Source organism: Nitrobacter sp. (genome assembly GCF_047149785.1).
In the GTDB taxonomy this organism is placed as follows: domain Bacteria; phylum Pseudomonadota; class Alphaproteobacteria; order Rhizobiales; family Xanthobacteraceae; genus Nitrobacter.
Window position 1 is genome coordinate 1551395 of sequence record NZ_BAAGBE010000001.1, and the last position, 24637, is coordinate 1576031.

The following is a 24637-nucleotide window of genomic DNA, read 5'->3' on the forward strand; positions in this document are numbered from 1 at the left end:
GATCATGCTCTAGGTTTCGCCGACCGTCTCCGAGGTTCGCGGGCGGCCGATTCCCGCAATGATGAACAACGCCCCGATCAGCGACAGGTTCTTCAACGCTTGGATCATGTTGTTCCTGGCTTCGGGTCCGGTCTGGTTCCAGGAGTCGTGGTAGTAGAACGTCGCCGCGACGATGAATACCGCCAGCACCAGTGAAAAGAAACGCGCTCCGAGGTTGAGCGCGATAAACACGCCGCAGACAAGCTCGGTCGCGCCTACCGCGATGGCCAGCATGTGAGAGGTCGGCATGCCGGTGAGGCCCTCAAGTTGGGTCGTGAAGCCCATCAGCGCGGACGGGATAACAACCTTGGCCGCAATCCCTTCCGCCGTCCCCGCGATGTCGAACAGCTTGAACGCGCCTGACACGATGAACAACACCGAAAACAAGACCCGTCCCACAGTGATGAACGCTGGCATGATCGGCCCCCAATTAGGCAGACGTGAATCGTCCCTCAAGGGTTCGAGTATGGACGCCTCGCACAGTGTTTTGAAAGGCGGAAAAAAGGGCCGCTCGTCATATTTCAGCCGAACAAGGTCGGTTGTCGACTCGCGCGTTCCTGCGCCTCGACCACCGCCACGGCCGTCATGTTGAGTATTCCGCGCGCCGTCACCGACGGAGTCAGAATGTGCGCCGGCCGCGCGGGACCGATCAGAATGGGACCGACCTGGAGTCCGCCGCCAAGCACCTTGATCATCTGGTAGGCGGCGTTCGCCGCATCGAGATTGGACAGCATCAGGACGTTGGCGACACCCGTCAGCCGCGAATGCGGCAGAATCAGTTGTCGAGCCGACTCCGACAAGGCGGTGTCGCCCTGCATTTCGCCATCGGATTCGATCCCGGGATGACGTTCAGCGAACAGATCGGCCGCCCGACGCATCTTGCGCGCGGATTCGGTATCGTAGCTGCCGAAATCCGAATGCGATACGAACGCGACCTTCGGCTTGATGTTGAAGCGTTGCACATGCATCGCTGCCTGAGCGGCGATGTCCGCGAGTTCTTCGGCGGACGGATTGGGGCGCACCTGCGTGTCGGCTATGAAATACGCGCCCTTGCTCGTGATCATTAGCGACAGCGCGGCGAAGTCGCCGGTGCCGGGCATATAACCGATGATCTCGCGGATGTGCCGGAGGTGTCGCATGTAGCTGCCTTCGACACCGCACAGCATGGCGTCGGCTTCGCCACGCACCACCGCGAGCGCGGCAATGACCGTCGCATTGGTGCGGATCGTGGTCCGCGCGACATCGGGTGTCGCGCCGTGACGGCCGGCGACGTCGATATAGGACTGCACATATGAACGGTAACGAGGATCGTCCTCGGGATTGATGAGTTCGAAATCCGTGCCGGCCCTGATCGCGAGACGAAGACGTTTTATCCGCGTTTCCACGACAGCCGGGCGACCGACCAGAATCGGACGCGCAAGCTGCTCCTCGAGCACCTGCTGGGTTGCCCGCAGCACTCGCATGTCCTCACCTTCGGCGTAAATCACCCGAACCGGCCGGGTTTTCGCCTTGGTGAACACCGGCTTCATGACGAGGCCGGAACGGAACGCAAAGCGTTCGAGCCGTCCCTGGTATTCGTCGAAATTCGCGATCGGTCGCGTCGCGACGCCGGACGCCATGGCGGCTTTCGCAACCGCAGGCGCGATGCGCAGGATCAACCGCGGATCGAACGGACTTGGAATCAGCGAACCCGGTCCAAACCCTTCGGTCTCTCCGTCAAACCTGACCGCCGCGTCCGACGGCGGTTCGCGCGCAAGCCGCGCGATGGCATCGGCGGCGGCGCGCTTCATGTCCTCGTTGATCGCGGTCGCGCCGACGTCGAGGGCGCCGCGGAAGATGAAGGGAAAACACAGGACGTTGTTCACCTGATTGGGAAAGTCGGAACGGCCGGTGCAGATCATGGCGTCGGGCCGCACCTTGCGCGCTTCGTCCGGCATGATTTCCGGAGTGGGATTGGCGAGCGCCATCACCAACGGCTTGTCCGCCATCTGCGCGACCATCTCGGGCTTCAGCACGCCGCCAGCCGAAACGCCGAGAAACACGTCCGCGCCCGCGATCACATCGGCGAGCGTGCGCTTGCCGGTGTTCTGCGCATAGGCCGCCTTCCATCGGTCCATCCGTTCGCGGCCCTGATAGACGAGGCCGTCGATATCGCAGACCCAGATGTTCTTGCGCTGCGCGCCCATCGATACCAGGAGATCGAGGCAGGCGATGGCGGCCGCCCCCGCGCCGGAGGCGACGATCTTGATATCCGCAAGCGTCTTGCCGTTCAGGAGCAGCCCATTGGTGATGGCGGCTGCGACGATGATGGCGGTGCCGTGCTGGTCGTCATGGAACACCGGGATTTTCATCCGGGCCTTGAGCTGCTCCTCGATCTCGAAGCATTCCGGACCCTTGATGTCCTCGAGATTGATCCCGCCGAAGGTCGGCTCGAGCGCCGCGACCGTCTCGACCACGCGCTCGATGGTATCGGCTGCGATTTCGATATCGAACACGTCGATGCCGGCAAACTTCTTGAACAGGACCGCCTTGCCTTCCATGACCGGCTTGGCGGCGAGCGGGCCGATATTGCCGAGGCCGAGCACGGCGGTGCCGTTCGACACCACCGCGACCAGGTTGGCGCGGCCGGTCAGCGTCGCGGCTTCCGCCGGATCGGCGACGATCTCCTCGCAGGCCGCGGCTACGCCGGGCGAATAGGCGAGCGCGAGGTCGCGCTGGTTGGCGAGCGGCTTTGTGGCCTGTATTTCAAGCTTGCCGGGGCGCGGCGAGCGGTGGAAGGACAGCGCGGCGGAGCGAAGATCCTCGGAATACGACACGATAGACGTCTCCGCAGTTTGTTCGGCCCTCTATTTTTGCGGCAGATTGAGCCGGATGTGAAGCTCCCGCAACTGCTTCGGCGTGACTTCGGACGGTGCGCCCATCAACAGGTCTTCGGCGCGCTGGTTCATCGGAAACAGCGAGATTTCGCGCAAATTGGTGGTGCCACAGAGCAGCATCACGATGCGATCGACGCCCGCCGCCATGCCGCCATGCGGGGGGGCGCCGTACTGGAACGCCCGGTACATGCCGCCGAACCGCTCGACCACCTCGGCTTCGCCGTAGCCCGCGATCTCGAACGCCTTCACCATCGCTTCCGGCCTGTGATTGCGAATGCCGCCGGAAGCGATCTCGTAGCCATTGCAGGTGATGTCGTACTGGAAAGCGTTGATCGTCAGCGGGTCTCGGGTGTTCAGCGCATCGAGCCCGCCTTGAGGCATCGAGAACGGGTTATGGGAGAAGTCGATCTTCTTGTCGTCCTCGTTGTATTCGTACATCGGAAAGTCGACGATCCAGGCAAGCTCGAACCTGTCGCCGTCGATCAGGTTCAATTCCTCGCCGAGCTTGGTGCGGGCGAGGCCCGCGAACTTCCAGAACTTCGCCGGATCGCCGGCGACAAAGAACGCGGCGTCACCCGCCTTCAGCCCCAGTTGCTCGCGAATCGCGGCCGTACGCTCCGGCCCGATGTTGTTGGCGAGCGGGCCCGCGCCCTCGCCTCCCTCGCGCCACATGATGTAACCGAGGCCGGGCTGGCCCTCGCCCTGCGCCCATGAATTCATGCGGTCGCAGAATGCGCGGCTGCCGCCGCCCGGACCGGGGATCGCCCAGACCTGATTCTTCGGCTCCTCCAGCATCCGCGCGAACACCTTGAAGCCGGAGCCCCGGAAGTGCTCCGACACGTCCTGCATTATCAAGGGATTGCGCAGGTCCGGCTTGTCGCTGCCGTATTTGCGGATCGCCTCCGCGAACGGAATCCGCGGCCAGGTCCTGGTCACCGGCTTGCCCGCGGCGAACTCCTCGAACACGCCGGTAATGACAGGCTCAACCGCAGCGAAAACATCGTCTTGTTCGACAAAACTCATCTCCAGGTCGAGCTGGTAGAATTCCCCCGGCAGGCGGTCGGCGCGCGGGTCCTCGTCGCGGAAACAAGGCGCGATCTGGAAGTAACGGTCGAAGCCGGACATCATCAGGAGCTGCTTGTACTGCTGCGGCGCCTGCGGCAGCGCGTAGAACCTGCCGGGATGAATGCGGCTCGGCACCAGGAAGTCGCGCGCGCCTTCCGGCGAGGACGCCGTCAGGATCGGGGTCTGGAATTCGAAAAAGCCCTGCTCCTTCATGCGCCTGCGCATCGAATCGACGATAGCGCCGCGGGTCATGATGTTCTGGTGCAGCTTGTCGCGACGCAGGTCGAGGAAACGGTACTTAAGCCTTATATCTTCTGGATATTCCTGCTCGCCGGCGACCGGCAGCGGCAGCGTGCCGGCGGGGCCGAGCACCTCGATGTCGCTGGCATAGACTTCGATATCCCCGGTCTTCAATTCCGCGTTCTCGGTCCCGCCCGGACGGCGTCGGACCTTGCCCTCGATGCGCACGACCCATTCGGCGTGCAGCGTTTCCGCGATCTTGAAGGCTGCCGAATCGGGGTCGACCACGCATTGCGTCAGGCCGTAATGATCGCGCAGGTCGATGAAAAGCACCCCGCCATGGTCGCGAATGACATGGCACCAGCCGGACAGGCGGACCGTCTGGTCGATGTGGCTGTCGCGGAGCGCGCCGCAGGTATGGGACCGATAGCGATGCATGGAAATCCTGAAAGAATGCGTCAGAGGCGGAATCAGAGCGGGATCCAGGGCGGCGAGCGTCAGGGTTTACCCGAGCGCGAAGAGCGCGGCAACCGAATGACGGAGCTTGCAATGACTGTCAGGGATGCCATCCTTGACCGGAAAGGTCCGGGAAAGGAGCGCGCCGCGCGCCGAATGCGGGCAGACAAGGGCGAAAAGACGGACTATGGAGCGCTCATGGACCTGATCACGACCACCGATGAGCTGACCTCCGTCTGCGCCCGCTTGGCCAGGCACCCCACCATCACCGTCGATACGGAATTCCTTCGCGAAACCACCTACTATCCGCTGCTCTGCGTGGTCCAGATGGCGAGCCGCGACGAGGCCGTCGTCGTGGATGCCCTTGCCGAAGGGATCGACCTGAAGCCTTTTTTCGAGCTGATGTCGAACGAGCGCGTGTTGAAGGTCTTTCACGCCGCCCGCCAGGACATCGAGATCGTCTGGCATCAGGCCGGCATCATCCCCTACCCGATCTTCGACACGCAAGTGGCCGCCATGGTGCTCGGCTACGGCGATTCGATCGCCTACGACGTCCTGGTGGAACGCATCACCGGCTATCGGCCGGACAAAACCCACCGTTTCACCGACTGGTCGCGCCGCCCGCTCACAGAGGAGCAGCTCGAATACGCGGTGGCGGATGTCACCCATCTGCGGGACGTCTTCGCCGACCTCGACGCCGACCTCAAGAAACGCGACCGCAGCGATTGGGTCAGCGAGGAGATGGACGTGCTGACCTCGCCGAAAACCTATGACTTCCACCCCGAACGCGCATGGGAGCGATTGAAGACACGGGTTCGCAAACCGAAGGACCTCGCCGTGCTCATGGAAGTCGCGGCCTGGCGCGAACAGGAAGCCCAGAAGCGCGACGTCCCTCGGTCCCGGGTGCTCAAGGACGACGCGGTCGGCGATATCGCGACCCATGCGCCCACCAGCCCGGAGCGGCTGGCGGCGCTGCGCTCGCTGCCGAAGGGTTTTGAAAAATCGCAATGGGGCGCCGACATCGTCGCGGCCGTCCAGCGCGGACTTGCCCGGGATCCGCACTCCCTGCCGAAGATCGAGAAGCCCCGGAACAACTCGAACGGAGCCGCCACCGTCGAACTTCTCAAGGTGCTCCTGCGCATGACGTCCGAACGCCATGCCGTCGCCAGCAAGGTCATCGCAACGGTCGACGATCTCGAACAGATCGTGGCCGACGACGCAGCCGATGTCGGCGCGCTGCGCGGCTGGCGGCGCGAACTGTTCGGCGAGGCGGCGCTCGCGCTGAAGCATGGCAGGCTGGCGTTGGCGATCGAGAAGGGCCGCGTGGTGCGCGTGGAGCGGGACTGAGGTCGCTTCTCTCGGGTCGCTTCTCCTCGGCTATAGCGTTTTCGAGCGAGGAATGTCTTCGGACTTGACCCGAGGACGGATGTCGGCGTGAAGAAAACGCTTTAAATCAAAACTTTAGAGTCCGCTTCTGATTCCATCAGAAGCGAAAGGACCCTAGATTTGCCGGATGCTCTCGAAGCTGAAATGCGAGTCGGGCGGATTCTCGCCAATCCGGATCTTGTGATCATTCACAAAACGATAGGGCGGCACCGGCAGATTATACGGCGCCGGCACGCCGCTGAAGACGCGCCCCGCAAGATCGTATTTCGAACCATGACAGGGGCAGAAGTAGCCACCGAGCCAATCCGAGACCGGCGCCGACGCGCTCGGATTCGGATAATAGAGCGGGATGCACCCCAGATGAGTGCAGATACCGACAAATACGCCGTATTCCGGCTTGGCTGAACGGTGCCAGTTTTGTGCGTATTGCGGCTGCTGAAACTCTTTGGATTGGGGATCGGACAACCGCTCAACCAGCTTCGGATTCTGGAGCATCTTGAGCGCCGCGGCCGGCCGGTTGACGACGAAGATCGGATGACCGCGCCAGTGAACCACCACCTGCTGTCCCGCCTGAACCTGGGTCAGATCGAGTTCCACCGGACCGCCCGCCGCCAGGGTTGCCTTGTCGGGCTCGAGTTGCGCAATCATGGGAACGATTGAAGCCGCGACTCCGACAGTGCCCATGGCCGCCGTGGCAATGTAAAGGAAATCACGCCGCGTCCGTGCGCCGGAAGACATCGGGTCAGTTATCGGAGCCTTGGACGGAATATCGGTCATGGATTGCTCCGCAAGCAGACCGGCGCTCCTGTCGGACAAAATCGAACGGTCGCTCGCCGGCCCCCGCTTTCCTGAAATAGGCGCGGGCATTGGGATAACCCGCGTGAGGCGGTTCCGAACCGCCGGCACAATTCACAATGGTGAGACCGGACGGCCGCTTGCGGATCGTCAGCGCAGCACGATCGAACCGGAGCGGCCGACAAGGCGCGCCAGTTGCTTGAAGCGGCCGCCGACGCGATCCGCGACGAGATCGACCAGACGATGCTCGAACACCAGCTTCAGCTTGCGACCGCTGATCCTGAAATGGGTCGCGGATAATACACCGGGCCTGGCCGCCGAAATCAGATGAGCGACGCGAAAGGCTGCGCCGAGAATGCGCGCTCTCTCGTTCATGGCCGGCGTTACCAATTCGCGCACCACAGCGGACGGTTCATTGATCTCATTCAGTCCGACATATCGATAAAACACCGCAAGCGCGATGAACGTCCGCCCCTGATGGTCGACGTCGCCGAAATTGCCGTTCATGATCAGGTTGAGCGTCTGCTCGCCGCGATAGTCCGGATGGATGCGCCAGCCGATGTCCGAGAGCAGGCAGGCGGCGTGACGCAGTCGCCGATCCTCTTCGGTTTCGTGCAGTTTCGCGATCCGGATCAACCGATCGGTCCATCCGATCAACTCTTGCGCGTGACGCGCTGAACGCGACAACAGGCCGTTCAGCGTTTGCGCCGCGCAAATCAATCCATCCCTGGACCGCTCTCCGGCAGGCAGCATCGAATAAAGCAGACCCTCGCGGACGCCATAGGTCGAAAACATGATGGTCTTCGGCTTCGCGATCCGGATGACATATTCCATTACGAGAGCGGCATAAGTCAGCAGCGGCTGCCGCGCATCCGCGACCGCCTCGATATCCGCCAGCATATGAGACGCCGCCAGACGGCGAAGCCGCCTGACGAAATCAAGCGCGTCGGCGGCGGGAATGGAATAGCCGTGCATGACGCGGAGCGGGTAGCCGCTCTGGATGATATGAATCCGCGCCAGCGCCCGCCACGTCCCGCCGACGGCATAGAAGGTCCGGCCCCGGCCGGCCTTGAGCGGCGCGGCATCCGACAGTGCGTCTTTTACAATCCGCTCCGCGCGCTTCAGCGAGGTCTTCGATGCGTCCTGCAACGCGAGACTGCCGAGCGGCAGCGTCACTCCGCGCCGAACGCGGTGGCCGCGCACGCCGGTCAGCTCAAGCGAGCCACCGCCGAGATCCCCGACGATTCCGTTCGGCTTGTGAACGCTGGAGACGACGCCCTGCGCCGCCAGACGCGCCTCCCGCGATCCCGACAGGACTTCGACCGGCACGCGGCAGACGCGTTCCGCCCTGGCGATGAAATCCGCGCCGTTCGTGGCGTCGCGGCAGGCGGCGGTAGCGATGGCGTAAACGCGACCGACCTTCATCACCTTGCATAGCGCGTGAAAGCGCCGCAGCGATGTCAGCGCCTTCTTGATCGCATCGGGCGCGAGCAGGCCGGTGGATTGCACCTCGCGGCCGAGCCCGCACAACGCCTTCTCGTTGAAGATCGAGACGAGGCTGCGCTCCAACGCTTCGTAAACGACGAGGCGGACCGAGTTGGAGCCGATATCGATAACGGCGACGCTGGAGTCCGGTTTGCGCCGAGGCTTCCGCACAGGCCCGCTACGGAGGCGGCTGCCGCTCTGCGCGACGCGTGAGGCGGCGCGGCGAGGATTCCTTGAGCGACTTTCCACGGCCGGACAGACTCGGGTTCGTCATGAAATAGTTGTGCAGGTTGAAAGGCTCCTCACCCTTCGCGGCCTTCATACGCGTTGACGATCCATCCGGCAACAACCGCCAGCTCTGTTCGGTATCCTTCAGGTTCGCAACCATGATCTGCTCGAGAACCTGCTGATGCACCGTCGCATTTTGCAACGGGCACAGAATTTCGACGCGCCGGTCGAGGTTGCGCGGCATCATGTCGGCGGACGAGATATACACAGCCGCTTTCGGGCCCGGCATGGGTTGCCCCATGCCGAAGCAGTAAATCCGGCCGTGTTCCAGAAAGCGCCCGATCACGGACTTGACGCGAATGGTCTCCGACAATCCGGGAACTCCGGGCCGCAGGCAGCAAATGCCGCGCACGATCAGCTCGACCGGAACGCCGGCCTGCGATGCCTCATACAGCGCATCGATGATGTCGGGATCGACCAGCGCATTCATCTTCATCCAGATCGCCGCCGGCTTGCCGTGGCGCGCGAAATTGGTTTCGCCGCGTATGTGATCGAGGATCCGGTTGCGCAGGGTCAGCGGCGACACCGCCATCTTCTCGATGTCGCTCGGCTCCGCGTAGCCGGTGATGTAATTGAACACGCGCGCGGCATCGCGGCCGATGATCGGATCCGATGTAAAATACGACAGGTCGGTATAGATGCGCGCGGTCACCGGGTGATAGTTGCCGGTGCCGGTGTGGACGTAAGTCGCGAGGCTGCCGCCTTCCCGGCGCACGACCAGCGACAGCTTGGCGTGCGTCTTCAACTCGAGGAAGCCGTAAACCACCTGCACGCCGGCGCGCTCGAGATCGCGCGCCCACCGGATGTTGGCCTCCTCGTCGAACCGCGCCTTGAGTTCGACAAGCGCCGTGACCGACTTGCCCGCCTCCGCGGCTTCCGCCAGCGCCCGCACAATCGGCGAGTTGTTGGAGGTGCGGTAGAGCGTCTGCTTGATCGCGACGACGTCGGGATCTCGCGCGGCCTGCTGCAGGAACTGCACCACGACGTCGAACGATTCATAGGGATGATGAACGATCAGGTCCTTCTGCCGGATCGCGGCGAACACGTCGCCGCCGTGATCGCGCACGCGCTCGGGATGGCGCGGCACGTAGGGCACGAATTCAAGATCGGGCCGGTCGAGCCGCGTCAGTTGCGACAGCTCGTTCATGGCCAGGACGCCGTCCACCAGCAACACTTCGTCGTCGGTTGCCGACAGCGCTCGCTGTACAAATGCGCGCAGTTCTGCCGGCATCGCGGCTTCGATTTCAAGGCGGATGACGGAGCCGCGCCGGCGGCGCTTCAATGCGGTTTCGAACAGGCGAACCAGATCCTCCGCCTCTTCCTCGATTTCCAGCTCGGAGTCCCGGATGATGCGGAACGCGCCCTGCCCCTTGACCGTGTAGCCTGGGAACAGCCGGTTGATGAACAGGCTGGTGGCGCCTTCGAGCGTGATCAGCCTGACGGGGTCGTCCTTGGCCGCCGGCGGCAGCCGCAGGAAACGGTCGATCTTGCCGGGCATGCGGATCAGCGCATTCATCGACTTGCCGTCGGACGCGCGCGCGAGTTGCAGCGCGATGGTGAAGCCGAGACTCGGAATGAACGGAAACGGGTGCGCCGGATCGATGGCGAGCGGCGTCAGCAAGGGAAAGATATTGTGGAGAAAGTGATCCGCGATCCACGTGCGTTCGGCCTTGGTGACGTCCTTGCCGTCGATCAGGACAATGCCAACCTCGGTCAGCACGTTGCGCAGATCACGCCAGATCGCCTGTTGATCGCTCGCAAGATTTGAGACGGTCTCGTTGATAAGAACGAGCTGCTCCGACGGCGTCAGGCCGTCCGGACTGCGCTCCGTGATCCCTTCCCGCACCTGCGCCTTGATGCCAGCGACGCGGACCATAAAGAACTCGTCAAGGTTATTGGCGGAAATCGACAGGAAGCGGACGCGCTCGAGCGCGGGATGGCCGGGGTTGACCGACTCCTCAAGCACCCGGCGATTGAAATGCAGCCAGGACAGCTCGCGGTTGATGAATCGTTCCGGGCTGGTCCGGATCGCGGAGTCCGGCTCCGGTTCTTGTTTTTTACCTTCAATAACAATCGCTTGAACGGAATCCATAGATTTATTGGTCCATATCTCGTCGAGCCGCCGGCAAGCCGCGCAAACAGCAGCGAACCATGGGTCAGCTCGATGACGTTTCAATGACATTGACGTTCCGGAACGCCGGCGCGTCAAGATCGGCCGAAGGGGACGGGCGCGGCGGAAATCGTCCGGTTTTCAGTTTCGATCGCGCAGCAATTCGGCGGCGAGCGCGCGCGTCACCGGCCGGCCCTGCCGCAGCGATTCCGCATCGAGTTGTTCGACGATCCGCCGAACCGCAGCGAATGATCTCTCTATTCGCGTTGCGATAAAGTTGACGACGGTCTCGTCAATGCTCATCTGGCGGTCCGTGCAGAGCTTGACGACCAGCGCCCGGAGCAAGTGATCGTCGGGCGGCATCAGCGTGACCACAGGCACGGCGCGAAGCCGCGACCGCAGATCGCGCAACCCGATCTCGATGGCAACGGGAGGCGCCCGCGCGGTAAGCAGGACGAAGGCGTCGTCCTCACGGGCAAGATTCATCAAATGAAACAGCGCAAGTTCATCGAAGGCCCGCGGGTTGAGGTCCTCGACGACCAGCGCGCCGGTCGCCAGCGCCGCGGGCACCGCCGTCGCGCTCACGGCGTGCGCGCCGACCACGCGCGCGCCCGCCTGCTCCGCCCAGATCGCCGCGAGATGACTCTTGCCGCAACCTTCGGGGCCGGCAAGCAGCATGATCCGGTTTGGCCACTCCGGCCAGCTTTCGATCAGCGCCAGCGCCGCCGCATTCGCCGAGCCTTCAAGAAAATCGTCCCGCGAAAGGCTTTCCGCGTGCGGCAACGCGAATGCGAGCTGACGGGGTCCGGGGCGGCCTGCCACGCATCTACTCCATGCCAGATCCAACTCGCGCGCACCATCGAGCGACCTTCATTTCTGCTCGATGGTGCTCATGTGGCGCACCCACTCCACGAGATAAAGGGACACTGAAACCAGGGTCAGGACCGCAATACCGGCCATCAGAATTGCCTCGTAGGGAGAGGTATTGAACCCGAAGCCCAGAGCCGCCAGCACCAGCGCCGCAAACGCAACCTGCGCTCCCGTGTTGAGCTTGGAGACCATCAGCGGCTTCATGGGTATCGGCTTGTTGAACAGCCACGACACGATCACGGCGCCGACGATCATGATATCGCGCGAAACCACCAGGATAACCAGCCAGCGGGGGACGGCGCCCCAGATGCCGAGCGCCACGAAGATCGAGACCAGCAGCGCCTTGTCGGCCAGGGGATCCAGAAGCGCGCCCAGTTCGCTCGCCATGTTGAAGCGCTTGGCGAGAAATCCGTCCACCGCATCGCTGACACCGGCGACCACGAAGATTGCAAAAGCGATTTCCATCTGATTGGAGGCGATAGCCCAGATAATGATCGGCACCAGCAGAATGCGACCGAGTGTAATAATGTTCGGAATACTCACGCGACGTTTCCCGCCCTCCGGCCCGTTTCCGCATAACCAATGCGGAATTCGAGGCTTCCGCAGCCCGGAACAGCCTCCTGTCTACATAGTATATGCTGAGGAGACTTTGCGAGCGAGCTGCCTATTTTGTCGGAAAGGGCCCATGATCGGATTTAGGATAGGCTCAATCGACGGGAATTGATGGGCTAAGGTCTTGCCAAGTCTGCATTTCACAGGTTACTAGGTGAGTTAGCTTTGTACTTTCTCCCGCAGTGTAGCTCGCATCTTATGTGCGAAGTTCGCTGTTGATGACATGTGGCGCCGCTTGTCGGGCATTTGCAGAGCTGCTCCGATTGGCAAACCGATTCTCGCTGGAACACGAATAATGGTCGCGCTCAAAAAAAAGTCGTCTGCTCGAACGACCTATCGCGATGCTGGGGTCGATATTAGATTAGCGGATGATTTTATTAGAACAATTGGTCCAATCGCGGACGCGACAATTGCCGAGCGATCAGGTCCAATGGAAGGGATCGGCGGATTTGGCGCCCTTTTTGATCTGAAGCGTGCCGGCTTCCGCGATCCAATTCTGGTTTCTTCGACCGACGGGGTGGGCACCAAACTTCGAATTGCTATCGAAACCGATCAAGTCGATACGATTGGAATCGACTTAGTTGCAATGTGCGTTAACGATGTGCTGGTGCACGGTGCCGAACCACTTTTTTTTCTAAACTATTTTGCTCTTGGTAAACTCAATAATAGACTTGGAGAACGAGTTTTAAAAGGAATCGCGGAAGGATGCCGTCAAGCAGGGGTAGCTTTGGTCGGTGGAGAGACTGCGGAAATGCCTGGCTTTTACGCGGATGGCGATTTTGACCTCGCGGGTTTTACTGTAGGTGCTGTTGAGCGCGGACAAGAGCTCCCTCGCCGTCAGGATATTTGCGATGGGGATATTCTCATCGGCATTTCATCTTCTGGCGTACATTCCAACGGCTATTCGCTTGTGCGTAAACTCGTTGAGCGATCTGGCCTCAAATGGTCCGATTCTGCTCCTTTCGAACCAAGCAAGACCCTGGGGGACGCATTACTTGAGCCGACCCGGATATATGTGAAACCCGTTCTGCAGGTTCTCAAAAGTACCGACGGCATCAAAGCCTTTGCACACATTACGGGAAGCGGTGCTCTTGGAAAGCTTCATCGCATCCTTCCGAGTCCTTCGGCTAATGGAGTCCGAGCTCATATTGAGTTGGGCACTTGGCAAGTACCAACGGTGTTTCGCTGGCTACGTGATCAAGCGAACTATTCTGATTCCTACGAAGATGAGAAAGAGTTATTGCGCGCCTTTAATTGCGGAATTGGAATGGTGGCGGTAGTTGCAAGAGAGAAGGCGAAACAAATACTAGAACTCCTTAAAGCTTCCAAAGAAGAAGCTTTCGTTATTGGAAAGATAGAAAACCATGGCGAGCCTTCTGGGCATTGGCCTAAGGTCGAAGATGCTGTGCGTCTTACCGGGAATCTGTCATTCGAATAGAAACTGTGTGCGTTGAAGCGTTAACGTGAACACTCATGAAACGCCGCGTCGCAATCCTGATTTCCGGGCGCGGGTCGAACATGACCGCGCTGGTGGAGGCCGCAAAAGCCAAGGACTTCCCGGCTGAAATCGCCGTCGTTATTTCCAATAAGGCCGCAGCGGAGGGCCTCGCCAGAGCGCAGGCGGCCGGCATTCCAACCCTCGTCATCGAGAGCAAACCGTTCGGCCAGGACCGCGCGGCGTTCGAAGCCAAACTGCAATCGGCGCTGGACGACAACCGCATCGATCTCATCTGTCTCGGCGGTTTCATGCGGCTGTTCACCGCCGATTTCGTCCAGCGTTGGCAGGGACGAATGCTCAACATCCATCCGTCGCTGCTTCCGTCGTTTCGCGGCCTCGATCCTCACGGCCAGGCGTTGCGGGCCGGCGTGAAGATTTCCGGCGCGACTGTCCACTTCGTCATTCCGGAGACCGATGCCGGTCCCATTATCATCCAGGGCGCGGTCGCGATACGCGACGACGACACGGCGGAGACGCTGGCCGCGCGCGTGCTGGAGATCGAGCACCGCATCTACCCGGATGCGCTGCGGCTTGTCGCGAGCGGCGGCACGCGACTGGACGGCGACATCTGCAAGACGTCGGCAAACGCCAGTCCGGACGACAGCCTGATCTCACCCTCGGTGATATGACCGGGTCCGGACCGGAAAAGGACAAGTCCCCGGGTCGCGAATTGGAGGCACGCCGCAGCGGCTTGCGCCAATCGCCGGAAACATAATGGAGTTATGAGACCTTCAGATTTTCAGCCGAGGTCTTGCCGCGATTTTCGACCAGATCGAATTCGATCACCTGATCCTCATTGAGGGTGCTGAGGCCAGCCCGCTCCACGGCTGAGATGTGAACGAAGACGTCCTTGTCGCCGGTCGTCGGCTTGATGAACCCGTACCCCTTGGTCGGATTGAACCATTTGACGGTGCCCTTCTGCATCGTCCGCCTCCCCTGTCTGGGTATAAAAAAGACGCGGCCGCGCACCACGCCACAAACGGCCCCCTCCTGATCTCTGCTGAACCTTCGAATTCGCGAAACGCACAGACGAACGGACCAAGATCCGATTGCACCAGGATTGCAACACGAAAATTACCTCTTAGCAAGCCACGACCAGCGATCGTGAAACTGGCCGAGGCCGTGGTTTCCAAACGCCGGCGGGACGACACACCCGGCTAATGATACGTCGTTTCAACGGGTCATTGCGGACCGACGCGGCGGGGGCACCGGCCTTGCTTTGCGGGCGATGTCCCGGCTATCCACATGTTTGATACTGCGGTGAAAAACGCGGCGCGACGGATCAAGCCCGTTCTAGAAACGCTCGGCGGAGACCTGCATCCGCCTGCGCCAGAGCGAGCCGGCGATCAGCACGATGATCGCTCCCAGTACGGCACAAACAATTTCCTCTCCGGTCCCGCCGTGAACGGCAAATTGCGGCGCAAGGCCGAACCGCGCCAGCATCGTATCCAGAAACGCACCGGCGCCAGCGTCGAACAGCGCGTGCAGTCGCGGCGCGACCGCCGGATCGGTCGCGATGACATCCCCCGCGATCCAACCCAGCAAGGCCGCTCCGGCCCACACCAGAAAAGGCAGGCGATTGAGCAACAGCATGATCAGCGCGGCGCCGGCCACGATCAGCGGCACGCTGATGGCCAGTCCGATGATCAACAGCGGCAAACTGCCATTCGCGGCCGCCGCGACCGCGATCACATTGTCGAGACTCATCACGATGTCCGCGACGACCACGACCTGAACGGCGGCCCACAGATGCCGGGCCGCGGCAACCCCCTCCTCGTCCTCCTTCTCCGGCACCAGCAACTTGGCGGCAATCACGAGCAGCGCGATGCCCCCCGCCAGCTTGAGGTAGGGCAATTCCATCAGGGTTGCGACAATCCCCGTAAAGACAATGCGGAGAACGACCGCGGCGGCGGCTCCGAGGACCATGCCCCAAAGCCGCTGCGGCGGCGCCAGCCCGCGACAGGCCAGCGCAATGACCAGCGCGTTGTCGCCGGACAACAGCACGTTGATCCAGATGATCTTGCCGACGGCAAGCCAGAACGCCGAATGATGCGACTCGCTTCGAAATTCGGCGAAGACCGATGTGATCGTCGCCAGATCGAAGATGTGCAGCAGTGAATCCAATGGCGTCCTTTACCTCACTGTCTAGCCGACGATCTCGTTACTTGAGAAAAACTGGGCGATTTCGACCGCAGCGGTATCGGTTGCGTCCGATCCGTGAACGGAATTTTCGCCGACCGACTTCGCATGGAGCTTGCGGATCGTGCCGTCGGCGGCCTTGGACGGATCGGTCGCACCCATGATCTCGCGATACTTGAGGACGGCGTTGTCCCCTTCCAGCACCTGCACGACGACGGGAGCGGAAATCATGAAATCGACCAACTCTCCGAAAAAGGGGCGCGCCTTGTGCACGGCATAGAACGTTTCGGCCTGCTCGCGGGTCATGCGGATGCGCTTCTGGGCCACGATCCGCAGGCCTGCCTTTTCGATCAGGGCGTTGATCGCACCGCCGGCTTGAGAATGGAAAAGGTGCGTTCAGTCGCCATGTCGAGATCCTTGATTGAGCGGCCGTGGGAATTGCGGCGCTTATATCGGCGCGCCTCATTGACGGCAAGCGCGCTCGGCACGCCAACGCCAGGCTGGCAACGCAGAGAAACAGCCCGCACAGGGGATCGCGCGCCATTGAAAATCTGGCGATTTCGGTAGGTAACGCGTTTTTCCCAGCGCATGCGATGGCGAAGCTGCTATAAGCGCCCCCACACCAGCTATTAGTATGAACGAACTGGCTCGACAGATGAGTGGATTCAAGGAGCCCGGCTTTGCTGACCGCCAAAAGGCGGCGCTTGAGGCCCGGAAAAATATTCTCGACAAGTTTCGCGCGCAGCCCGGTCCTGACGACCCCGTCGTGAAGCAAAGACAGGCCGAGCGCGAGGCCCATGCGGCGGCCCGCGAGACGGCGCGGCAGGCCCGCGAAGCCGAGAAGGCTGCGCGAAAGGCCCACGAGGCGGAGGCCGCTGCAGCCGCCGCCGCGCAGCTCGCTCTGGAGAAAGAAGAAGCGACGGCCGCCAAGGCCACTTTCGAAAGCGAACGCAAGGCGGCGCGCGATGCCCGCTATGCCGCCAGAAAGAAGCGGAAGAAGTAACCCGCGATACGGCGGACGTTGGTCCCTTACCCAGTATACCGGCGGCATACCGGCGAAGGAGCGGCGGAGACGAACCGGCCAATGCGGCGTCTCGTCGCGAGCAGGACTGACCGAAAGTCGCCAGGACGAAAACCCGGCAGTGTAATTATCAAGCGGCGGGCTCGATCTCGGCGAGTTCGACGCCCTCCTGCACGATGTCGCCGACCTTGCACCTGATCGTTTTCAGCGTCCCCGCGTAGGGTGCGCGCAGCGTCTGCTCCATCTTCATCACCTCAAGCGTGAGAATGGGTGCGCCCTTCTCCAGAACCGCGCCCTCCTGCGCGAGCAACGCAACCACGATGCCGGGCAGCGGCGCAATGATGCGGTCCTCATTGGCCTGCTCCTCGTCGTCACCGCCGAAGGGATCGACCCAGTGCAACGCGAACCGGCCGTTACGAGTCCGCACATACACCTCGCGGCCATCGACAACAAAGACGATGCGGCTGCGCATCCCATCCAGCGTCAGCGTGATATCTTCCGCTTCGTCCGGCTCGAATGCGAATGCAATATCCTTGTCTCCGACGCGCAACTGCGACGGCCCGTTGCCATAGACAAGAATGACTTCGTGCTCGCTCTGTCCGTGACGAAACACAAATTGGCGTTGACGGCGACCGACCGGCATCCAGCCCGCGGTTCGCCACGGTGACGCCGCATCGGTCCGAGAGGCCTCGCGTTCCACCTGCATGATGCCCGCAACCGCGCCAGCAAGTTCGGTTTCGCCAGGCGCCGCCGACATCCCGGTCAGGTCTGTCAGATGGCGTTCGATGAAGCCGGTGTCGATGGCATTGGCGCGCACGTCGGTATGCGTCGCCAGCGCGGACAGGAACGGAACGTTGGTGACGACGCCGCGGACGTCGATCCCGTCCAGAGCGCGCGCGAGCCGGCTGATCGCGGCATCGCGGGTTTCCGCCCAGGCGATCACCTTGGCGAGCATGGCGTCGTAATGCGGCGAGACCGTATCGCCTTTGCGATAGCCGGAATCGATACGCAAGCCGTCAATCTCCGGCGGCGTGCGCCAAGTGGTGATGCGGCCGACCGAAGGCATGAAATTCCTGTTCGGGTTCTCGGCGTAGACGCGCGCCTCGATGGCGTGGCCTTTCATGACGATCCGATCCTGCGCCAGCGGTAGCTTTTCGCCAAAAGCAACGCGGAGCTGCCATTCGACCAGATCGATGCCGGTGATGAGTTCGGTCACGGGATGCTCGACCTGCAAGCGCGTGTTCATCTCGATGAAGAACACCTCCTTGCCGTCGGACACGAACTCGACCGTGCCGGCACCGACGTAGTTCACCGCGCCGGCGGCCTTGCGCGCCGCTTCGCACACTGTGTCGCGCCGCGCCGCGTTCAGGGTCGGCGAAGGCGCTTCCTCGATCACCTTCTGGTGCCGTCGCTGCAAGGTGCATTCGCGATCGAACAGCGACAGCAGATTGCCGTGCGTATCCCCGATCACCTGCACCTCGATGTGGCGCGGGTTCTCGACGTACTTCTCGATCAGCATCCGCTCATCGCCGAACGCCGCTTGCGCCTCGCGCCTCGCGCTTGCCAGCGCCGCCGCAAGCTCACCGGCCTTGCGCGCGATCCGCATGCCGCGGCCGCCGCCGCCGGCGGATGCCTTGACCAGAACCGGATAGCCGATGCGGTTCGCCGCACCTTGAAGCGTTGCGTCATCCTGCGCCTCGCCGTGATAGCCGGGCACTAGCGGCACGCCCGCCTTCTCCATCAGCGCCTTGGCGTTCGATTTCGAACCCATCGCCGTCATCATCGCTGCCGTCGGGCCGACGAATACGAGGCCCGCATCGGCGCAGGCTTGCGCGAAGGCAGGATTCTCCGACAAAAACCCGTAGCCCGGATGGACGCCTTCCGCGCCGGAGCGGCGGGCGGCGGCAATCACCTTGCCGATATCGAGATAGCTGTCGCGGGCGGGCGCAGGTCCGATCAACACAGCCTCGTCGGCGATCGCGACATGCAGCGCGTCGCGGTCGGCCTCGGAATAGACGGCGACAGTGCGCAGCCCCATGGCGCGGGCGGTGCGGATCACGCGGCAGGCGATCTCGCCGCGATTGGCGATCAGGAGCGTGTTGAAGCGCCGATAGTTCGGAGCGCGCGCCATGGTCACATCCTGAACAGGCCGAACGTCGTCGGCTCAACGGCTGCATTGGCCGCCGCCGACAATCCGAGCGCCAGCACCAGGCGCGTATCCACCGGGTCGATCACGCCGTCGTCCCACAGCCGCGCGGTGGCGTAATAGGGATTGCCCTGGCTTTCGTATTGCGCGCGGATCGGCGCCTGGAATTCGCGCTCCTCCTCGGCCGACCAGGTGCCGCCTTTGGCCTCGATGTTCTCGCGTCGCAGCGTGCTGAGAACGATCGCGGCCTGCTCGCCGCCCATCACGGAAATTCGCGCGTTCGGCCACATCCACAGAAATCGCGGCGAGAAAGCACGGCCGCACATGCCGTAATTGCCCGCGCCGTAGGAGCCGCCGATCACCACGGTGAATTTCGGCACGGCGGCGGTCGCGACCGCCGTGACAAGTTTAGCGCCGTCGCGCGCGATGCCGCCGGCCTCGTATTTCTTACCGACCATGAAGCCGGTGATGTTTTGCAGGAACACCAGCGGAATGCCGCGCTGGCAGCACAGCTCGATGAAATGCGTGCCCTTGAGCGCGCTTTCGCTGAACAGGATGCCGTTGTTGGCGACGATGCCGACCGGATAACCCCAGATATAAGCAAAGCCGCACACCAGCGTCTGCCCGTAGAGCTTCTTGAACTCGTCGAATTCAGATCCGTCGACAATGCGCGCGATGATGTCGCGCACGTCGAACGGCTTGCGGCCGTCCGCTGGCACCGCGCCGTAAATTTCCTCTCTGGCGAACAGCGGCTCTCGCGGCGCGCGCATGTTGAGCGGCGCGTGCTGCGGCGGCTTCAAGGTCGAGACGATGCGGCGCGCGATCCCGATCGCGTGGGCATCGTTCTGCGCATAGTGATCGGTGACGCCGGACTGCCGCGAATGCACGTCCGCGCCGCCGAGTTCTTCCGCCGTGACGACCTCGCCGGTCGCGGCCTTCACCAGCGGCGGACCGCCGAGAAAGATCGTGCCTTGATTACGGACGATGATGCTCTCGTCCGACATCGCCGGCACATAGGCTCCGCCCGCGGTGCAGGATCCCATCACGATGGCGATCTGCGCGATGCCCTGCGCCGACATGGTGGCCTGGTTGTAGAAGATGCGGCCGAAGTGGCGCTCGTCGGGAAAGATCTCGTCCTGCCGCGGCAGGAACGCGCCGCCGGAATCCACCATGTAGATGCACGGCAGATTGTTCTGCCGCGCGATATCCTGCGCCCGCAGATGCTTCTTCACGGTCATCGGATAATAGGTGCCGCCCTTGATGGTGGCATCGTTGGCGACGATCACGCACTCGCGGCCCGAGACGCGGCCGACGCCGGTGATGATGCTCGCCGAATGCACGTCGCCGCCGTACATGCCGTTCGCCGCCAGCGGCGACAGTTCGAGAAACGCGGTGCCGGGATCGAGCAGCAGATCGACGCGCTCGCGGGCCGGCATCTTGCCGCGCGAGGCATGGCGGGCGCGCGCGGCCTCGCCGCCTCCGCCCGCGGCGATCGCGAGCTTGTCGCGCAACTCCGCGACGAGAGCCTTCATCGCTTCAGTGTTGCGCGCAAAATCGGACGAGGTGGGATCGATACCGGAACGAAGCGCCATGGCGGCCCAGGATGGTGGCAGGCGTTGAAGCTCTCGTCTGAGCATGTTTCTTTTAGACGGAATCAGCAACCCGTCATGCCCGGCTTTATGACGGGCATCCACGTCTTTGGAATTTCAGCGAAAAACTATGGAAGGCCGGGACCATAGGCGAGCGAAGCGACGCCGTTCTTCAAACGGCTATGGCCGAGCGGCAACGGCGCCCTTCCCCGAACGGCCATTCCGGGCCATGACGATTATGGGCGACGCGACCTGCGCTAATGCGTCCAGGGCTCGATGCGGCGAAATGCGAAATTGTCGGCGTAGGCCGCCTTTCGCTCCGCCTTCGGCTTCGGCTCGATCACCTGATAGGGAATGCCCTCGCGCTCACAATAGGCGATGGCGTCCTCCTTTGTATCGAAGCGAATCGTGATCTGCTGCTTCATGTCGCCGGAGCTGGTCCAGCCCATCAGGGGCTCGATGACCTGCGGCTGCTCAGGCTCGTAGTCGAGCTGCCATTCCCTGGTCTGGACGACCCCCGATTGCATCGCATTTTTGGCGGGCTTGAAGATACGTGCTGTCATGGATCGCTGTAACCTGCTGCCATGCCGCCCGGCAAAGCCCGACGGACCCGTTGGGTATATTCTTTATGCCGCGGCAAGACAATCTCGTCGACTGCGGCAGTGCGGCAGGGAGACGCATCCGGCGGCCCGGTCCTTCCGGCCTGCCAGAGTAGCTGCGGCCGACATAGGTGTGCTCCAGCACGAGCCCGCGCCCTTTTTTCAGCACGTCGAGCCAGCCTTTTAATAGCCGCAGCCGATGGCAATGACGTCCCCTGCGGCGGGCTGAATACCGTCGACACCGCCTCGATGGGCCGGGCAAGGTAACTCTGGTCGGGGCACCCAGATTCGAACTGGGGACCTGCAGTACCCAAAACTGCCGCGCTACCAGGCTGCGCTATACCCCGATCTCCTGGAAACGTGTCGTTACATGCTTCCGGCTGACCCAGCAAGCGGCCTGGCGACTTTCCGCTTCTCGGAGCGGGCTTTTATGATTTTGATTTGACGCGTTTCTCCACGCGAAGGGATGTCCATCCTCGCATCAGCCCGCGGACATGCTTTGCTTGAAAACGCTTCAGGGGCGTCAATGACCGTTGAAGAGCGGATGCGAAACCCGGTCGCCCGGCGCAATACCGTACTTTTTCGCGGTCCCCGCAATCACCTCGAGCACGGCTTTTGCCAGGCCGCGCGAGGGAATGATCTGGGTCGAAAGCGGCTCGGTGTTCTCGGCGATCCGGAGAACGCGGCCGTCCGGATCGATAAAGATCATGTCGAGCGGGATATAGGTGTTTTTCATCCACATCGACACCTGCTGGGCCGGGGAAAAATCGAACAGCATGCCCTGCCCGTCCGGCAGATGCTTCCGATACATCAACCCGGTCTCCTTCTCCTTCTCGGTCTTCGCCAGTTCAACCGAGAACACCTTCACGCCAGTCCGAGTCGCGATTTCCAGCGGCTGGAATTCGGCGGCGCGAACACCGTCCAACGTGACCAGGCCGATGCAGGAAATCAGCGCAATCCATAAACCGACGCGCAGACACGCCAGACCGAGTTTCGGCATCCGCATCATCGGGGACAACTCGTCAGGATAAAAAATCACGGGTAAGCACCTGGATCGCCGGGTCCAGGATTCATAACGGGCGGCCGCCGCGGCCGCAAAACACGATTTCCGGAAAGCGCGCGCGCTTGCCCGACCCGTTGGTGGATCAGTGAGAGAACAGACCGGGGGCACCGGTTTCCGGTTGAACTTCGGCAGCCATCATGCCCTTGGAGCCCGGCCCGAACCGAACCAGAACGAACTGCCCCGGCCGGAGTTCGGTCATGCCGAAGCGCCGCAGCGTTTCCATATGAACGAAAATGTCCGGCGTCCCCTCACCGCAGGTCAGGAATCCAAAGCCGCGCAACCGGTTGAACCATTTCACCTGCGCCCGCTCCAGGCCGCTGGTCGGCGTCACGCTGACGTGGGTGCGTGGCGGCAACATCTGCGCCGGATGAATGGCCGTGGACTCGTCCATGGAGGTGATCCGAAACGCCTGATAGCCCTTCGATCGCTGCACGCATTCGCAGACCAGACGGGCCCCCTCATAAGCCGTCTGATAGCCGTCGCGACGAAGCACGGTGACATGCAGCAGCACGTCCGGCCAGCCGTTGTCCGGGACGATGAAACCGTAGCCCTTTGAAGCGTCAAACCATTTGATGACGCCGCTGATCTCGACGATGTTCGTAGGGGATTCTCCGAGCCCCGTGAACGGGCCGAGCCCCGACTCCCGATCCGCCGTTCCACAAAAGTCCTTCGACCCGAGGCGATCACTCACCGCCGGACCTCCAAGCTTCCTGGATTCAAATCCGTCCGACCCCATGACGCAGCACCCCACACAATTTACTACAGCTACTGTCTGTTACGGCTATCGTCTATGCAACACCGTTATTTACGGATATATATAACCGAGCGAATCTTATTAATCAAAAGATAACACTCTCGCGAGCGTCGCAAGACAAAAAATAAATTGACCGCGACCTATGAACAGCCTTGCACATCCGCGAATCATTTTCGGCCCCGGGGCCCGTTAACCATTTCCGTATCGTCAATGGCGCGTCGGATAGAAGGAATGATCTGTCCGATGCCTCTTTTGTCGAGAACATCGGCTCTGCTCCACATCATTCTGGTGATATTCGCGGAAGCTGGGAAGATTGGCGCACGTTATTCACGGCATTTTAGGCGCGGGTAGCATCTATGCAAGGTCTCTCGATTGACGCGTGCCCCCCGCTTTGTTGAAATCATTCCAGACAGAGCCGGATAATTTAATTCGCAAGGGCGGAAGGAGGGAGCGCGATGGCGCACAGGCAGATAAATCAGAGCCGTCCCGACCACAATCCCGGGTCGGAGCGAGCTGATATCGTGCGGCGCGTCGCCAGCTTCAAGGCGCATCAAGCCCGGCTCCAGCAGGAACGGAACGCTTACTACGAGTCGGTTCGCGCGCAAATGAGCAGAACACTGGACGGAACGCGGCGTACGAACACCGCAAATCCGCCCGAGTGAGTGAGGCTTAAACTCCTGGGAAAAATATTCCCGACAAATATTCTCCGGGACTATTCACCGGAGAATTTCGATCTGTGATCGACCCTTCTGTGATCGACCCTCCGGCGCCTCCAGCGTCGGATCACCAGCGATGGCGCCAGTGGTGCCAGTGTCTGTGGCCCCAGTATCTGTACGGGCCTCCGTAATAGGCATAAGGCCCGCCATAATAAGCGGGTGACCACCCGTAAGCCGGTCCATAATATGGCCGATAGTAGCGCGGCCGATAATAGCCCCCGTAATATCCGTAGGGTCCATAATAGTATGAACTCGCTGCAGCGCCCGCAGCCAGCGCGCCGAGGGCGAGACCAAATCCAAGACCGGGTCCAATTCGATGGGCTTGAGCCGGCACCGGCGCAACAACAGCACTACCGATTGCCGCCACGGTCGCAATCGTGATCGCCATTCTTTTCATGTGCATGTTCTCCCGCGAAACGTCCGAAAAAGCAACGCGGTTCATTCGGTTTGGTTGCACTCGGAAAGCGGCCGGATCGGAACAGCCCTTCGAGCCATTATCAAGGAATCGATGTTTCGGAATCCATCAATTATGCGATTGTCTTGAGCCGTTTAGCGCACGAACAGCGAGATGAGGAACGCGAGCACCACGCAACCCACCAATCCCGCGAGAAAAATGGTCTTGCGGGCTTTGGTTCTCAGGATGATCTCGCCACCGCGCGCCTTCTCGGCCGGATAAGGTTTCGGCGGCGGGGGTGGCTCTGCCGGGCTTTCGCGTACCATCCTGGTCAATGGCGGGCGGCCGAATGCGTTCCGCCGGCGAGATCGAATGCCGCTTGACGGTGTGTTCACGCCGAACCAGGCAAAATCAAATTGCTCACGGCGCGAAAAATCCGTCTCGCCGCTCTGCTTTCGCGCCGGTTCGTTGCTATCTGCCAGTGTGGCGGCTCGTT

At 61.8% G+C, this 24637-nt stretch carries 21 protein-coding genes, 1 tRNA gene and 1 pseudogene; 4 read left to right on the top strand and 19 right to left on the bottom strand.

All coding sequences use genetic code 11. From position 1 onward, the window contains the following. Positions 1-9 precede the first annotated feature (9 nt). The 3 genes from ACMDCM_RS07120 to aspS form a co-directional block, all read right to left on the bottom strand. Positions 10-456 carry a DoxX family protein gene (locus ACMDCM_RS07120; RefSeq protein ID WP_412772918.1) on the bottom strand — a complete coding sequence of 149 codons (447 nt, stop codon included), beginning with the start codon at positions 454-456 and terminating at the stop codon, positions 10-12. 104 nt (positions 457-560) lie between these two features. Continuing rightward, the gene (locus tag ACMDCM_RS07125) at positions 561-2858 is read right to left on the bottom strand and encodes an NADP-dependent malic enzyme (protein WP_412774689.1); all 2298 of its coding nucleotides are present in this window, start codon (positions 2856-2858) and stop codon (positions 561-563) included. A 27-nt stretch (positions 2859-2885) separates the two neighbouring features. Then, entirely contained in the window at positions 2886-4658 is a 1773-nt protein-coding gene (gene aspS / locus ACMDCM_RS07130) for an aspartate--tRNA ligase (RefSeq protein ID WP_412772919.1), read from the bottom strand. A 216-nt stretch (positions 4659-4874) separates the two neighbouring features. Here aspS and rnd point away from each other — a divergent pair, with 216 nt between their 5' ends. Beyond that, positions 4875-6023, top strand: a complete 1149-nt coding sequence (rnd, locus tag ACMDCM_RS07135) for a ribonuclease D (RefSeq protein ID WP_412774690.1) — start codon at positions 4875-4877, stop codon at positions 6021-6023. A gap of 153 nt (positions 6024-6176) precedes the next feature. Here rnd and petA read toward each other — a convergent pair whose 3' ends face one another. The 5 genes from petA to ACMDCM_RS07160 all read right to left on the bottom strand — a co-directional run bounded on the left by petA (position 6177) and on the right by ACMDCM_RS07160 (position 12153). Next, complete coding sequence (petA, locus tag ACMDCM_RS07140; RefSeq protein ID WP_412772920.1) at positions 6177-6839, bottom strand: ubiquinol-cytochrome c reductase iron-sulfur subunit; 663 nt, start codon at positions 6837-6839, stop codon at positions 6177-6179. Positions 6840-7007: 168 nt separating this feature from the next. Then, a complete protein-coding gene (ppx, locus tag ACMDCM_RS07145; protein WP_412772921.1) occupies positions 7008-8513 on the bottom strand; it encodes an exopolyphosphatase in 1506 nt (501 codons plus the stop codon). Between the two features lie 7 nt (positions 8514-8520). Next, complete coding sequence (locus tag ACMDCM_RS07150) at positions 8521-10722, bottom strand: RNA degradosome polyphosphate kinase (protein ID WP_412772922.1); 2202 nt, start codon at positions 10720-10722, stop codon at positions 8521-8523. Between the two features lie 159 nt (positions 10723-10881). Then, on the bottom strand, positions 10882-11562 hold the full coding sequence (locus tag ACMDCM_RS07155) for an HdaA/DnaA family protein (RefSeq protein WP_412772923.1): 681 nt from the start codon (positions 11560-11562) through the stop codon (positions 10882-10884). Between the two features lie 48 nt (positions 11563-11610). Beyond that, positions 11611-12153, bottom strand: a complete 543-nt coding sequence (locus tag ACMDCM_RS07160) for a CDP-alcohol phosphatidyltransferase family protein (protein WP_412772924.1) — start codon at positions 12151-12153, stop codon at positions 11611-11613. A 364-nt stretch (positions 12154-12517) separates the two neighbouring features. Between ACMDCM_RS07160 and purM the strand changes: the two genes are divergently transcribed. Further along, positions 12518-13660: a phosphoribosylformylglycinamidine cyclo-ligase gene (purM, locus tag ACMDCM_RS07165; RefSeq protein ID WP_412772925.1), complete on the top strand. Its 1143-nt coding sequence runs from the start codon at positions 12518-12520 to the stop codon at positions 13658-13660. Between the two features lie 35 nt (positions 13661-13695). Further along, positions 13696-14349, top strand: coding sequence for a phosphoribosylglycinamide formyltransferase (purN, locus tag ACMDCM_RS07170; RefSeq protein WP_412772926.1), 654 nt, complete (start codon positions 13696-13698; stop codon positions 14347-14349). A gap of 91 nt (positions 14350-14440) precedes the next feature. Here purN and ACMDCM_RS07175 read toward each other — a convergent pair whose 3' ends face one another. The 3 genes and pseudogenes from ACMDCM_RS07175 to ndk all read right to left on the bottom strand — a co-directional run bounded on the left by ACMDCM_RS07175 (position 14441) and on the right by ndk (position 16266). Beyond that, entirely contained in the window at positions 14441-14644 is a 204-nt protein-coding gene (locus ACMDCM_RS07175; RefSeq protein ID WP_412772927.1) for a cold-shock protein, read from the bottom strand. A gap of 369 nt (positions 14645-15013) precedes the next feature. Then, complete coding sequence (locus ACMDCM_RS07180; protein WP_412772928.1) at positions 15014-15844, bottom strand: TerC family protein; 831 nt, start codon at positions 15842-15844, stop codon at positions 15014-15016. A gap of 21 nt (positions 15845-15865) precedes the next feature. Further along, positions 15866-16266 (bottom strand): annotated as a pseudogene (gene ndk / locus ACMDCM_RS07185) (nucleoside-diphosphate kinase). 248 nt (positions 16267-16514) lie between these two features. Between ndk and ACMDCM_RS07190 the strand changes: the two are divergent. Next, on the top strand, positions 16515-16862 hold the full coding sequence (locus tag ACMDCM_RS07190) for a DUF6481 family protein (RefSeq protein WP_412772929.1): 348 nt from the start codon (positions 16515-16517) through the stop codon (positions 16860-16862). Positions 16863-17010: 148 nt separating this feature from the next. Here the strand turns inward: ACMDCM_RS07190 and ACMDCM_RS07195 are convergent, their stop codons facing one another. The 8 genes from ACMDCM_RS07195 to ACMDCM_RS07230 all read right to left on the bottom strand — a co-directional run bounded on the left by ACMDCM_RS07195 (position 17011) and on the right by ACMDCM_RS07230 (position 24467). Further along, entirely contained in the window at positions 17011-19011 is a 2001-nt protein-coding gene (locus ACMDCM_RS07195) for an acetyl/propionyl/methylcrotonyl-CoA carboxylase subunit alpha (protein ID WP_412772930.1), read from the bottom strand. A 2-nt stretch (positions 19012-19013) separates the two neighbouring features. After that, positions 19014-20618, bottom strand: coding sequence for a carboxyl transferase domain-containing protein (locus ACMDCM_RS07200; RefSeq protein WP_412772931.1), 1605 nt, complete (start codon positions 20616-20618; stop codon positions 19014-19016). Between the two features lie 254 nt (positions 20619-20872). Beyond that, entirely contained in the window at positions 20873-21178 is a 306-nt protein-coding gene (locus tag ACMDCM_RS07205) for an ETC complex I subunit (protein WP_412772932.1), read from the bottom strand. Between the two features lie 306 nt (positions 21179-21484). Next, positions 21485-21561 (bottom strand) — tRNA-Pro (locus ACMDCM_RS07210). A 176-nt stretch (positions 21562-21737) separates the two neighbouring features. Beyond that, complete coding sequence (locus ACMDCM_RS07215; RefSeq protein WP_412774691.1) at positions 21738-22214, bottom strand: DUF192 domain-containing protein; 477 nt, start codon at positions 22212-22214, stop codon at positions 21738-21740. A gap of 145 nt (positions 22215-22359) precedes the next feature. After that, positions 22360-23013, bottom strand: coding sequence for a cold-shock protein (locus ACMDCM_RS07220; RefSeq protein ID WP_412772933.1), 654 nt, complete (start codon positions 23011-23013; stop codon positions 22360-22362). Between the two features lie 801 nt (positions 23014-23814). Then, positions 23815-24144 carry a hypothetical protein gene (locus ACMDCM_RS07225; protein ID WP_412772934.1) on the bottom strand — a complete coding sequence of 110 codons (330 nt, stop codon included), beginning with the start codon at positions 24142-24144 and terminating at the stop codon, positions 23815-23817. 152 nt (positions 24145-24296) lie between these two features. Then, positions 24297-24467: a hypothetical protein gene (locus ACMDCM_RS07230; RefSeq protein WP_412772935.1), complete on the bottom strand. Its 171-nt coding sequence runs from the start codon at positions 24465-24467 to the stop codon at positions 24297-24299. Positions 24468-24637 lie beyond the last annotated feature (170 nt).